General features: G+C 65.8%; 13 protein-coding genes. 5 read left to right on the plus strand and 8 right to left on the minus strand.

Translation table 11 applies throughout. From position 1 onward, the window contains the following. Positions 1–64: 64 nt before the first annotated feature. Both AXW67_RS06050 and AXW67_RS06055 read right to left on the minus strand, forming a co-directional pair. Positions 65–1,744 (minus strand): mucoidy inhibitor MuiA family protein, encoded by a 1,680-nt coding sequence (locus AXW67_RS06050; RefSeq protein WP_063677292.1) that lies wholly within the window; start codon positions 1,742–1,744, stop codon positions 65–67. 168 nt (positions 1,745–1,912) lie between these two features. Continuing rightward, entirely contained in the window at positions 1,913–2,533 is a 621-nt protein-coding gene (locus AXW67_RS06055) for a response regulator transcription factor (RefSeq protein WP_063677133.1), read from the minus strand. A 196-nt stretch (positions 2,534–2,729) separates the two neighbouring features. On the opposite strand from AXW67_RS06055, the gene AXW67_RS06060 reads away from it, so the two are divergent. Further along, positions 2,730–3,752: an AraC family transcriptional regulator gene (locus AXW67_RS06060; protein ID WP_063677134.1), complete on the plus strand. Its 1,023-nt coding sequence runs from the start codon at positions 2,730–2,732 to the stop codon at positions 3,750–3,752. A 1-nt stretch (position 3,753) separates the two neighbouring features. Here AXW67_RS06060 and AXW67_RS06065 read toward each other — a convergent pair whose 3' ends face one another. Next, positions 3,754–4,965, minus strand: a complete 1,212-nt coding sequence (locus AXW67_RS06065) for an NnrS family protein (protein ID WP_063677135.1) — start codon at positions 4,963–4,965, stop codon at positions 3,754–3,756. Between the two features lie 133 nt (positions 4,966–5,098). Between AXW67_RS06065 and AXW67_RS06070 the strand changes: the two genes are divergently transcribed. Next, the gene (locus AXW67_RS06070; protein ID WP_027553271.1) at positions 5,099–5,809 is read left to right on the plus strand and encodes a Crp/Fnr family transcriptional regulator; all 711 of its coding nucleotides are present in this window, start codon (positions 5,099–5,101) and stop codon (positions 5,807–5,809) included. Positions 5,810–5,928: 119 nt separating this feature from the next. On the opposite strand, the gene AXW67_RS06075 is transcribed toward AXW67_RS06070, so the two are convergent. Both AXW67_RS06075 and hemN read right to left on the minus strand, forming a co-directional pair. Continuing rightward, positions 5,929–6,126, minus strand: coding sequence for a DUF1858 domain-containing protein (locus tag AXW67_RS06075; protein ID WP_027553270.1), 198 nt, complete (start codon positions 6,124–6,126; stop codon positions 5,929–5,931). Positions 6,127–6,324: 198 nt separating this feature from the next. Next, entirely contained in the window at positions 6,325–7,677 is a 1,353-nt protein-coding gene (gene hemN, locus AXW67_RS06080) for an oxygen-independent coproporphyrinogen III oxidase (protein ID WP_063677136.1), read from the minus strand. A gap of 162 nt (positions 7,678–7,839) precedes the next feature. Between hemN and AXW67_RS06085 the strand changes: the two genes are divergently transcribed. The 3 genes from AXW67_RS06085 to AXW67_RS06095 all read left to right on the plus strand — a co-directional run bounded on the left by AXW67_RS06085 (position 7,840) and on the right by AXW67_RS06095 (position 10,320). Then, the gene (locus AXW67_RS06085) at positions 7,840–8,046 is read left to right on the plus strand and encodes a hypothetical protein (protein ID WP_063677137.1); all 207 of its coding nucleotides are present in this window, start codon (positions 7,840–7,842) and stop codon (positions 8,044–8,046) included. Between the two features lie 245 nt (positions 8,047–8,291). Then, positions 8,292–9,389, plus strand: a complete 1,098-nt coding sequence (nirK, locus tag AXW67_RS06090) for a copper-containing nitrite reductase (protein ID WP_063677293.1) — start codon at positions 8,292–8,294, stop codon at positions 9,387–9,389. A gap of 52 nt (positions 9,390–9,441) precedes the next feature. After that, positions 9,442–10,320 carry an SUMF1/EgtB/PvdO family nonheme iron enzyme gene (locus tag AXW67_RS06095; protein WP_063677294.1) on the plus strand — a complete coding sequence of 293 codons (879 nt, stop codon included), beginning with the start codon at positions 9,442–9,444 and terminating at the stop codon, positions 10,318–10,320. Positions 10,321–10,587: 267 nt separating this feature from the next. Here the strand turns inward: AXW67_RS06095 and AXW67_RS06100 are convergent, their stop codons facing one another. Genes AXW67_RS06100 through AXW67_RS06110 form a run of 3 tightly spaced genes read right to left on the minus strand, consistent with a single transcriptional unit; the run spans position 10,588 to position 12,621 of the window. Next, positions 10,588–11,223: a GNAT family N-acetyltransferase gene (locus tag AXW67_RS06100; protein WP_063677295.1), complete on the minus strand. Its 636-nt coding sequence runs from the start codon at positions 11,221–11,223 to the stop codon at positions 10,588–10,590. A gap of 22 nt (positions 11,224–11,245) precedes the next feature. After that, positions 11,246–11,896 carry a 3-oxoacid CoA-transferase subunit B gene (locus AXW67_RS06105; protein WP_063677138.1) on the minus strand — a complete coding sequence of 217 codons (651 nt, stop codon included), beginning with the start codon at positions 11,894–11,896 and terminating at the stop codon, positions 11,246–11,248. A gap of 17 nt (positions 11,897–11,913) precedes the next feature. Further along, positions 11,914–12,621, minus strand: a complete 708-nt coding sequence (locus tag AXW67_RS06110; RefSeq protein ID WP_063677139.1) for a CoA transferase subunit A — start codon at positions 12,619–12,621, stop codon at positions 11,914–11,916. Positions 12,622–12,704 lie beyond the last annotated feature (83 nt).

Consider the following 12,704-nt stretch of genomic DNA (forward strand, 5'->3'; position numbering starts at 1 on the left):
CAACGCTTGAATTCCGACCTCTCCCCGCAAGCGGGGCGAGGTAAGACGGCACAGCACTTCGGCTCTAGCCCGCCGGCACGATCACCATGCCCTTGTCCTTGGGCCAGCGGATACGCCAGGCGAAATTGATGTCCCGGGCCTCGCCGGGCTTGGCATCGAACGACCATTCCTGCACGCCGCGCCGGTCGCGGATGTTGCTTGCGGTCGGGGGCGTGTTCGACGGCAGCATCTCGACGACGATGTCCTCGTTCTCGCTGACCGGCAGCTGATCCTCGATCGCGACTTTGATCGGGAAGTCGTGGCCGTTGCGAACGGTCGTCTTGAACGCGCGCTCGTCGGTCTTCGAGGTCGTGACCAGGAGGCCGGCCGAGCCTTCGTTGCGCTTGAGCACGGCGCGCTCGATCTTGACCTTGTCGTCGGCGCCGAAGCCGAGCCGCACGGTCTCGTCCTTGGCCGAGGCCGTGATCTTGCCGCGACCGACGAAGACGCCGTCGCGATAGATCGCGACCTTGCCGGGCAACAGCGTCGCATCATCCGTCTGCTTGAAGCTGGCTTCGAGGAACGCGGTGGGATCCGCGACCGGCGCGGCGCGCACCGCGAGATCGGCCGGCACGGTCATCGAGGCGATGCGCAGGCTCTTGGCGCCCTCGGCGGCGCCGAGGCTGACGCGGCCGGGAATCTTGAAGGTGGCCTGGAAGTCGCCGATCTCGGCGACGGCCTGCTGCTCGTCGGCGCGCTCGCGCTGCTCGGGCGCCTCGGCGATCTTGGCCATCGTCGGTGGTTGCGCCTGGCGCGTCATCGGCGCGGGCCGCGCCAGGTCCGAGGCAGTACCCAGCGCCAGCGGCCTTGGCACTTGCGGATATTGGGCGATCAGCGAATTCAGCTCCGGCGCACTGCCGCCGCGGCCGATGCGGACCGTGGAGACGCCGAGCGTGACGTTGGACCAGTCCTCGCCGGTCGATTGCGTCACCTCGGCGCGGCGGACCAGTTCGAGCTGCGGCTTGCGGTCCTTCGCGCCGGTATCGAGCCGGGCGTCATAGAGCGGCATCCAGCGCGCATTGCGCACCGCATAGGTCACCCTCAACGTCGCCTTCGTCGCAGCCGCGGCGGCGACGTCGATCCGGACCTCCAGCTTGCTCGGCGGCTTGGCGGAGCGCTCCGCTTCCAGCTGCGCGATCTGGCGATCGATCTCGCGCTGCTTTCGCGCGGCGTCGCGGATCGTGGTGTCGGCGGTCGCGATCTCCTCGGCGACCGCGGCAAAGGCCGCGCGCCATTCGGTGATCGGGCGAGCCTCACCCTTGTCGCCGAGACCGGCAGGCGAGGCTTCGGCAAAGTGCTGGGCGAACTTGCGCCGGGCAGCGGCCGCATCGATCGTGCCCTGCAGATCGGCGCGCTGGTCCTTGAGACCCTCGATGCGCTTGTCGAGCTCGGGCAGGTTGACGGGAGGTGCCGCGCGCGGCGGCCGCGCGTCGATCGTGCCGATGGTGAGTTTTGCGCCCGCCTCGCCCTCGACCCGCAACGAGGACGGATCGAGCGAGAGCGGAAAATCCATGGCGACCAGCGTGCTGTCGCCGGAAGACAGGTCGAGCGAGATGACGCGGGTGACGCTCGCGCCATCGGGATAGACGGTGACGGTATCGATCGCCGATGTGGCGTCCACGTCGGCGGCCCAGGCCGGCAACGCGGCCGCCGTGGTCACCAGAACCAGGCTCGTCGTCGCCAGACACAATGCAATCGTTCGCATGAAATTCCTCCTGCCATCACGCGCCGCCAGCCGGACGCGCGACAAATGCCACGCCATCGCTGTAAGACGCGGCAGGGAAGGAACCGGTTCGATTGGGGCTTCCGTGGGGCGGAGCTGCGGCAGGGCCGTGGCCGCGGAACGCGTCAGCGCGGCGTGGTATCCGCTCCTTTAACCCTGATGAGCCGGCCCCTGGCCGAAGATGCGGCGGAGCAGGTCAGTCACGTTCTTGGCGCCGGCCTTTCGCAGGATGCTGGCGCGATAGCCCTCGACCGTGCGCGCACTCAGATGCATCCGCCGGGCGATCTCCTTGTTGGTCAGGCCGTCGGCGAGATGCCCGAGCACGTCGCCTTCGCGCTCGGTCAGGGGCTCGCAACCGGTCAGCCAGCGCTGCCGGTTCGAAGCCCGCGGGACAAACTCATCGATTGCAGCATCGATGCGCTCGACGATGTCGTGCGTGCGGAACGGTTTCTCGATGAAATCGAACGCGCCGCTCTTGATCGCGTCGACCGCCATCGCGATGCTGCCGTTCGCCGACGTCACCAGCACCGGCGCCATGCAATTCTCTTCACGCAGGCGCTTGAGCACGTCGAGGCCGGAGCGATCGGGCGGCATCTCCAGGAGCACGCAGGCCGGCATCCGCGCCTTCGCTTCCGACAGCAGCGACGCGCCGTCGGCAAAGCAGATCACGTCATAGGCGTTCTGCTGCAGCGCCATCGAAAGTTGTTCGCGCGAGGCTGCATCGGTGTCGATGACGAATACCTCACCCTTGGAAAGCATGTTTCCCGGCATAATCCCGATCCAGCAATGTCTTGGTCAAATGAGACGGCCGCCGGCCCCATCGCCTTGCGCCGTCATGAGCACGGCATTCACGCCTGTGCTTCGGTCCACCTTATGTATGTTCCGCCCGGTTCCCGGATTTGACGGATCGGGACAGAAACTTTACATTTCGGGACATCTGCGGGAATGGCTGGCAGGAACGGTTCGCATGACCGACCTCATTCGCAGCGCAAGCCTGACCTATTACCCGGAGGTCGCCCGGTCGGTCGGGCTCGACCCCAAGCAGATGATGCGCAAGGTCCGCCTTCCGCTGGCCTGCCTCGACACGCCCGATATCCCGATTGCGGTCTCAGGCCTGCGTCGCCTGCTCGAACTATCGGCAGAAGCTTCCGGGGCCGAAGATTTCGGCTTGCGTCTCGCCGAACGCGGCGGCCTGACCAATTTCGGCTCGGTCGGCCTCATCGTGCGCGAGCAGGCCACGATTGGCGATGCGATCGACGCGTTCTCGCGCTTCATCCACGTGCATCACGAGGGCATGAAGCTCGACGTCACGCGCAACAAGACGACCGTGACCATCACGCTGCGTTTGCGCGGCCGGCAGCCGAGCGCGCCGCGCCAATCCATCGACATGGCGCTGGGCAGCATCCACCGCATCATCCAGTCGCTGCTCGGCCATGACTGGCGGCCGCTGGAAGTGCATCTGCACTATCCGCCGCCGCGCGACCGCAAGCGCTATCGCGAATTCTTCGGCTGCTCCGTGACCTTCAACGCCGGTGACGACGCGATCCTGCTGTCGGCCCACGACATGGACCGTCGAATCCCGAGCGCGCATCCGCTTATCGCGAGCTATCTGCGCAAGCGGATCGAGGCGATCGAGACGCGGCCCGCAAGCTGGGAGCAGAAGGTTGACGAGGTCGTGCGCGCCCTGCTCGCGACCGGCGACTGCACGGTCGAGCGCGTGGCGGAGCACCTTGCCTGCACCCGCCGCACCATCCACCGGCGCCTGGCCGAAGCCGGCACCAGCTTCTCGGCCATCCTCGATGCACGCCGCGCCGAGCTCGTGACCCAGTTGATCGAGGATCCCGCCCGGCCGCTGGCGGCGATCGCCACGCAGCTCGGCTTTTCCGCACAAAGCGCCATGGCGCGCTGGTTCCGCGCCCGCTTCGGCTGCACCATCACCGAATGGCGCAGGGGCGTGCGGCCGCATGCATCAACGGCGACCGCCGCTTAAGTCAGCGCGCCGGCGCGACCGCGCGCGCAGTGGCGAGCGCACGCCATCGCATCCCGAGGAGCAGCGGACCGAAGGCAATGGCAAAGCCGAGGAAGGCGGCAATCCAGCCGCAAGCGGCAACATGCAGCAGCACGTCGCCATGCGCCGGCCACACCACCGCGGCGACCCGCGCCACCGCCGCGGTGATGATCGCGGCATAGATCGCCTGCGTCGCCACTGAGGCCGTCAGCGCCTGCCCGGTATGGCCGAGGCTCGCGCGTGTCATCACCGCCAGCGTCATGACGCCGGCCGCACCCGCCATCCAGGCGTGGATGCCGGCACTCGCCGGCAGGGCGCCGAAGGCGGCCGCGGCATGCAGGAGGAAGCCGAGCGGGACGAAGACGTAGCCGACATGCAGGATCAGGAGCAGCCGCTCACGCGAGGTGCGGTCGCCGGCCCAGCGCGCAAGGCGGACCAGATGCAGCGTGCCGACAGCGGCCATCGCAACACCGGTGACGACGCTTAGCGGCGCCACGATCCACGCGATGAGCGCCAGCGCGCTGCAACCGATCACCGCACCGTCGAAGCGGCCGAACGGCACCGGCAGGCGGCCCGGATTGACCTTGACCAGCCAGTTGCGGGTGAAGCTCGGGATGATGCGGCCGCCGATCAGCGCGATCAGCAGCACGACGACGCTGATGCCGACACGGATGCTGATATCGGCCGCACCCTCGATATGCGCTTCAAGATGAAAGGCGACGTTGCCGGAGAGCAGCACCAGCACGAGCATCACCACGGGCAAATTGCGCCAATTGCCGCCGGCGATGATCTCGCGCGCCGCCGCGGCGACGACCAGCGCCAGGAATGCGGCATCGACGAGGAGTGCAAAGGCCCAGCCGAGCTCGGCCGACAGGGTCACAGCCACGCGTCCGGCGAGCCAGACCGCCACCAGCGCGCCCAGGGACGGCCCCTGGATCGGCAGCCGTCCGGTCCAGTTCGGGATCGCCGTGAACAGGAACCCGGTGATCACCGCCGGCAGGAAGCCATAGAGCATTTCGTGGACATGCCAGTCGCGCGGGGCAAAGGCCGAGGTCAGCGACACTTCGCCATAGAACATCGGCAGCCAGACCAGGATCGACAGCGCGGCCTGGATTGCAGCCAACAGGAAAAAGGGGCGGAAACTGTGGGCAAACAGCGGCCAGCCTTGCGGATTGCGGGATCGGGCGCCAGCCATGGGGCAACTCCAGAAACATCGGACGGTTGTCAGGAAAAATAACGCCGCCCGGCCCGCCCGTTTTGCGCTATCGCAAACTGTCCGACGATTAGAGGTGCCATCACACTCCGCGAGCGCCGCGCATGGAGGCAGCATGGCCAAGGTCGATACGTCGCTGGTTGCACATTTGCCGCTGTTTGCGGGCTTCAAGACCGAGGATCTCGAGGAGATCCTTCGCGAGGCCCGCTCGGCGCGCTATCCGAAGAACAGCGCCATCTTCGAGCAGGGCGCGGATGCGCACGGATTCTTCCTCTTGCTGCACGGCCACGTCCGCGCGGCCAAGACCACGCCGACCGGCGAGCAGATCGTCGTGCGCTATGTCGCGCCAGGCGAGACGTTCGGCCTCGCGATGGCGCTTGGCCTTACGCAATATCCGGCGACCGCGACCGCCGTCGACGACAGCGTGGTCCTGATCTGGCCGACCGCCGCCTGGCCGCGGCTGGTGGAGCGGTTTCCATCGCTTGCCAGCGGCACGCTGCAAACCGTCGGGGCGCGCCTCCAGGAAAGCCATACGCGTATCCTGGAAATGTCGACCCAGCAGGTCGAGCAGCGCGTTGCGCATGCACTGCTGCGGCTGGCGAAACAATCCGGCAAGAAGCTCGACCATGGCATCGAGATCGATTTCCCGATCAGCCGCCAGGACATCGCCCAGATGACCGGCACCACGCTGCACACCGTCAGCCGCATTCTCAGCGGCTGGGAACAGCAGGGCCTTGTCGAGAGCGGCCGTCAGCGCATCATCCTGCGCGACCCGCACAGGATCGTCACCCTTGCGGAGCGGAACCCGGACAGCGGGCCGGCGTGAGCGCAGCGCTGCGGGGCCTCCGCCGCCTCGGAGGATAGGGATGAGGGCGCTTCCGCTTACGGCGAAAGCCCTCCCTCACCCGGGAATCCGCGCGCACCCGCGCGCATTCCAATCCCGCCTCACGCCGGTACGCACTCGCACAGCGCAGCCAGGAACTTGTCGCGGTCGATGCCATGCTCGCGGCAGGCGTCATCCACCGTGTGGAAAGTTGCGATCGGACAACCGACACAGGCCATCCTGAAGGCAAGAAACACCCGGATCGTGTGCGGCGCACTCCGCATGATGTCATCGACCAGATCGTCGGATCGGAAGGGCATGGACAACTCCGTTCCGTAACGACGATAGCGAAGTGGCTCGCGATATCTTTGTTGAAGCGCAAGCTGGGGCGAAGTCCCAACTCGTCATTCCGGGGCGCGCCTTTTGGCGCGAACCCGGAATCCATTTCTCCACGTCATCTGTTGCCCGATGGATTCCGGGCTCTCGCTTCGCTCGACCCGGAATGACGAGGAGATGAGCTACACCGCCCGGCTGTGCAACTGCTTCGCCGCATCGAGATGCGCGTCGAACGCGGCGGCGACGCTGCGGACCAGGAAGCGCGCGTCGCTGGCGACGGCGAGCCGATCACCGTCGAGGCTGACGACGCCGTCGGAGACCAGCTCCTTGAGCCGCGGCGCCGACTTCAGCATCGCTTCGGGCGCCGTGCCGTGGCGCGCGCAGATCGCGCCGAGATCGGCGCTGAACTCGCACATGATGCGCTCGATGATGTCGGCGCGCAGCCGGTCGTCGTCGGTGAGACCATAGCCCCTTGCAGTCGCGAAGCGGCCGGCGACGACGCTTTGCGAATAGGCGCCGATTTGCACCTCGTTCTGAACATAGCCTTGCGGCAGATGTCCGATCGCGCTCGCGCCGAAGCCGAGCAGGAGCTCGCTGCTGTCGGTGGTATAGCCCTGGAAATTGCGTCGCAGCGTGCCCTCCCTGAAGGCCACGGCCATGGAATCGTCTGCCTTGGCGAAATGGTCGAGCCCGATCTGAACGTAGCCGGCCTCCTTCAACGCGTTGGCGATCGCGCAGGCCTGGTCGTGACGCGCGGGCCCATCAGGCAAGGCGCTCTCCTTGATCATGCGCTGGTGCTTCTTGAAATCGGGCACATGCGCATAGCCGAACACCGAGAAGCGCTCCGGTGCGAGCGTCAGCGCGCGCCGCACGGTATCGAGGCAGGAAGCGATGGTCTGGTGTGGCAGGCCATAGATGAGATCGAAATTGATCCCCTTGATGCCGGCGCGCCTGAGCATGTCGACGACGGAGGCGGTCTGCTCAAAGCTCTGCACGCGATTGATCGCACGCTGCACCACGGGATCGAAACTCTGCACCCCGAGGCTGGCGCGGTTGACGCCGGAGAGCCGCAGCGCCTCCACCATGTCGGCGGTCAGCGTCCGCGGGTCGATCTCGACCGCGATCTCGGCCGACGGCAGCACGAAGAACGCCCTGCGCATCGTCGCCATCAACTCGGCGAAGGCTTCCGGCTTCATGATCGTCGGCGTGCCGCCGCCGAAATGGATGTGCTCGATCTTGATGCGGCGACCGACGGTCGCGGCGACAAGCTCGATCTCGCTGCGGAGCGTGCGCTGATAGGCCGCGATGAGTCCGTCGCGACGCACGATCTGGGTATGGCAACCGCAGTACCAGCACATCTCGCGGCAGAACGGCACGTGCAGATAGAGCGAGGCGCTAGCGTTAGTCGGAATTTCGGCCAGCCATGCCGCGTAGGTGTCGGGGCCGATGGCGCGCGAAAAATGCGGCGCGGTCGGATAGCTCGTGTAGCGCGGCAGACGTTCCTCGCCGTAGCTTGCCGCGAGATCGGTTCTCATGTCTTACCCATTCGTAAATGCCGGCTGCGGACGGTCGCGGCAAGTCCCGGAATGGGTTCAGCTAACCCGGAATTGCCGAAGCGACCTTGCGCTCGCTCAAAGTCGGAGCGCCAGATTCCGGCCATTGTGACGTTCAACACATATCCTTCCGGAGATGACGCCATGGCGCCGTTTGCGTACGACCTCGTTCTCTGGCTGCTCGGCGTTCGCGGTCATATCCCGCGCTTCGACGATTTCCGACCCGTCCCGGCGGCACCCACAACCGGCGCCGCCCATTTGATGCGTGTGCTGGCCGTCATGGCCTCGATCTTCGCAGCGCTGTCGCTTGCGGTCTGGGGGACGGTCTGGCTGGCGATCCAGCTGCTCTAGTCCACGATTTCAGACATTCACGACCAAGCGCAACTGAACATGCGAACGATTTGCTGCTGGCGCGACTGATGTCGCGCGCGGCATGTCATCGTATCATTCGCGTCGCCGACACCGCTCGGTAAACCTCTTAAGTATCTTCACGGAGGCGAATTCGGAAAAAGGTTGTTGCAGCGCAAATCATCTTGCCGTGATCAGCGCACACTGCATCCCGTCATCAAAACCTTTTCAGATGAAGGATGCTTCCGATGTTCACCCGCAGAGCCGCATTGATCAGCGCCGCCGCGACCGCCCTCATGCTGGCGACTCCCGCTCTTGCCGCCGACGATCTCAAGCTGCCGCGGCAGAAGATCGAACTGGTCGCACCGCCGTTCGTGCACGCGCACGAGCAGGCGATCAAGCAGAGCCCGAAGATCATGGAGTTCACGCTCACGATCCAGGAGAAGAAGGTCGTCATCGACGAGAAGGGCACCACCTTCCAGGCAATGACCTTCAACGGCTCGATGCCGGGTCCCCTGATGGTCGTGCATGAGGGCGACTATGTCGAGGTGACGCTGGTCAATCCCGCGACCAACACCATGCCGCACAACATCGACTTCCACTCCGCGACCGGTGCACTCGGTGGCGCCGCGCTCACGCTCGTCAACCCCGGCGAGCAGGTCGTGCTGCGCTGGAAGGCGACCAAGACCGGCGTGTTCGTCTATCACTGCGCTCCGGGCGGCCCGATGATCCCCTGGCATGTCGTCTCCGGCATGAACGGCGCCGTGATGGTGCTGCCGCGCGACGGCCTGAACGACGGCAAGGGCCACGCGCTGAAATACGACAAGGTTTACTACATCGGCGAGCAGGACATGTACGTGCCGCGTGACGAGAAGGGCAACTTCAAGTCCTACGACTCGCCCGGCGAGGCCTACACCGACACCGAAGAGGTGATGAAGAAGCTGATTCCGAGCCACGTCGTGTTCAACGGCAAGGTCGGCGCGCTCACCGGCAAGAATGCGCTGACCGCGAATGTCGGCGAGAACGTGCTGATCGTGCACTCGCAGGCCAATCGCGACAGCCGTCCGCATCTGATCGGCGGCCATGGCGACTATGTCTGGGAGACCGGAAAGTTCTCCAACGCGCCGGAGACCGGGCTCGAGACCTGGTTCATCCGCGGCGGCTCGGCCGGCGCTGCGATGTACAAGTTCCTGCAGCCCGGAATCTACGCCTATGTCACGCATAATCTGATCGAGGCGGCCGATCTCGGTGCCACCGCCCACTTCAAGGTCGAGGGCAAGTGGAACGACGACCTGATGACGCAGGTGAAGGCGCCTGCGGAGGTCCCGCCTTCCGGCACCAACTAGACGCGACAAGGGGCCGGCGATCACCGGCCCCTTCTTCTTTCGGGGAATGATCATGCTGCTCGCATTCAAGCTGAAGTTGGCACTGGCCTGCGTTGCCGGGCTCGCAGGGCCGATCGCGGTTGCGCCACTGGTCTCGGACATGACGATCCAAGGCACGGCGAGGGAGCCCGCGACCGTCGAGATCGCGCGGGGCCACCTCTCCTATCGCGCCGCCGGCGACTTCACGCGCGGCGGCCAGCAGGCGGAAGCGCCGCTGCGCAACGTGCGCTTTGCAAAGCCGCTCACAATCATGCAGCAGCAGGTGTCATCGGCTGACTACCAGCTCTGCGTATACGACGGCGCGTGCCGCGCGCTCGACCGCGGCGTCGTGCTCGCGCCCGATCGTCCCGCGGTGCAGGTGAGCTGGCACGATGCGCAAGCCTATGCCATCTGGCTGTCGCGCAGGACCGGCCAGACGTGGCGGCTGCCGAGCGACGAAGAGTGGGCCTATGCGGCCGGCAGCAGGTTCAAGGACGACGGCCTGCCGGTGGATGCGAACGACCCGTCAAAACGCTGGATCAGCCGCTACGAGCGCGAGTCCGATCGCGACCTCTCCGACACCACGGCCTATCCGTTCGGCAAGTTTGGCCTGAACGAGCACGGCGTCGAAGATCTCGCCGGCAATGTCTGGGAGTGGACCTCGACCTGCTTCGTGCGCTCGCGAGTCGACGAGAGCAGCAAGCCCGCGCCGCAGACCGTGAATTGCGGTGTGCGCGTCGTCGAGGGCGCCCACCGCGCCTACGTCACCGACTTCATCCGCGACGCCCGCGCCGGCGGCTGCGCGCAAGGCGTGCCGCCCGCCAATCTCGGCTTCCGCCTGGTGCGCGAGGAGACGTCGTGGGTCGCGAGCGTGTCGGCGCGGCTCGGCAAGGTGTGGACGGCGAGGTCGTAGATGTCGATGCGTTGATATGTGAATTGGAGGAGACCGCGCCACACACGCCGTCATTGCGCGCAGCGAAGCAATCCAGACCGTCTCCGCGGCAAGACCCTGGATTGCTTCGCTGCGCTCGCAATGACGATATGGATGCGGACGTGCCGCCCGCATGGGCGCCGTAGGGTGGGCAAAGCGATGCGTGCCCACCACTACCGCCGCAATCGCAGAGAGATGGTGGGCACGGCGCTTCGCGCCTTTGCCCACCCTACAGCTCCGCGAGATCAATCAAATCGCCCGCGCGAACATTCGAAAGCCGGGTGCGCCGATCAAGGCCTCGAAGGCGGGATCACGCTTCTCTTCCGCAAAGACAAATCCCGCTTTGCTGTAGCAGCGCTCGGCGGCGTCATTGCCGATCAAGAACGAAATGGTTGCCCGCGCAAAGCCGGCCGCCTTGCCGGTGTCCAGTGCACGCGCGATCAGCGCCTGCAACAGGCCGCGGCCGCGATGAGCGGGATCGGTCGCGACATGCTCGATCATCCAGTCACCCTCGCCGCCTTGCACCCAGCAGCCCCGAACATAAGCGCCGCGCTGCCGGATCGCTTCCAGCTCCGACGCGGCGAGCCCGGTCGTTCCTGCGACCTCCTCGACTGCGCGCCAGGCCGCAGGTCCCGTGCCGGCTGCAAGCAGCGCGCAGAGTGCGGCAGCAGGCTTGCCGTCGACTTCGGCGATGATGAATTGCGATACGTGCCACATCGACACCGCGCGTGCGACCGCGATTCGCGCCATGAAATCCAGGCACTGCACCTCGGGCCAGCCGAGAGCGACATCGAACCAGCCGCGCGGCCGGTAGCCGCGCTGCGCTGACAAGATGGTTCTAGCGACGAAATCGGCATCGTCGGGACGCGCAGACCGTATCGTCATGCGCGCGCCCATTCGCGAAACCTTACGTGTTCTTCAGCGCGACGCGGAATTCGGCCTCGGTCTTGGCCTTGACCTCGTCGAGCGAAACGCCGTCGGCGAGCTCGATCAGGGCCATGCCACCGTCGCCGTGCTTGTCGATGGTGAAGACGGCGAGATCGGTCACGACCATGTCGACCACGCGCTCGCCGGTCAGCGGCAGGTTGCACGTCTTCAGCAGCTTCGGGCCGTCCTTGGCGGAATGCTCCATCACCACGACGACGCGCTTGACGCCGGCGACGAGGTCCATCGCGCCGCCCATGCCCTTGACCATCTTGCCCGGGATCATCCAGTTGGCGAGGTCGCCGTTCTGGGCGACCTGCATGGCGCCGAGGATGGACAGATCCATGTGCCCGCCGCGGATCATGCCGAAGGAATCCGCGCTGGAGAAATAGGCGGTCGACGGCAACTCGCTCACGGTCTGCTTGCCGGCGTTGATGAGGTCGGCATCTTCCTCGCCCTCATAGGGGAACGGTCCCATGCCGAGCATGCCGTTCTCGCTCTGCAGGCTGACGTCCATGCCGTCCGGGATGTAGTTCGAGACCAGCGTCGGGATGCCGATGCCGAGATTGACGTAGTAGCCGTCGCGCAGTTCCTTCGCGGCGCGCGCGGCCATCTTTTCACGGGTCCAGGCCATGTGACTCTCCTGATCTCTTAAGCTGCCGGGCGCGGGCGGGTGTTGCGGAATTCGATGCGCTTCTTGGCCGCGCCGACCTCGACGATGCGCTTCACGAAAATGCCGGGCGTGTGGATGTGGTCGGGATTGAGTTCGCCGGCCGGAACCAGATGCTCGACCTCGGCCACCGTGATCTTCGCGGCAGTCGCCATCATCGGGTTAAAGTTGCGCGCGGTCTTGCGGTAAATGAGGTTGCCGGCGGTGTCGCCCTTCCAGGCGTGCACGATGGCGAGGTCGGCGAACAGGCCGCGCTCCATCAGATACTTCTCGCCGTCGAACTCCTTCACTTCCTTGCCTTCGGCGATCAGCGTGCCGACGCCGGTCTTGGTGTAGAAGGCCGGAATGCCCGCGCCGCCGGCGCGAATGCGCTCGGCGAGCGTGCCCTGCGGGTTGAATTCGAGTTCCAGCTCGCCGGCGAGGAATTGCTGGGCGAACAGCTTGTTCTCGCCGACATAGGACGAGATCATCTTCTTGATCTGCCGGGTTTCCAGGAGGCGGCTAAGGCCGATGCCGTCGACGCCGGCATTGTTGGAGACCACCGTGAGGCCCTTGACGCCGGAGTCGCGGATCGCGTCCGACAGCTCCTCGGCGATGCCGCAGAGGCCGAAGCCGCCAGACATGACCATCATGCCGTCCTTCAGAATGCCGTCGAGAGCCGACTTGGCGTCGGGATAAACCTTGTTCATGCAGGAAACCTTCGGCTTGGAGGCGTCGCGCGCCCTTCATTCGCGGCGATTATTAGGCGAAATGGTCCGAGGCCGTCAATGAT

This window comes from Bradyrhizobium neotropicale, from assembly GCF_001641695.1.
Taxonomy (GTDB): Bacteria; Pseudomonadota; Alphaproteobacteria; order Rhizobiales; family Xanthobacteraceae; genus Bradyrhizobium; species Bradyrhizobium neotropicale.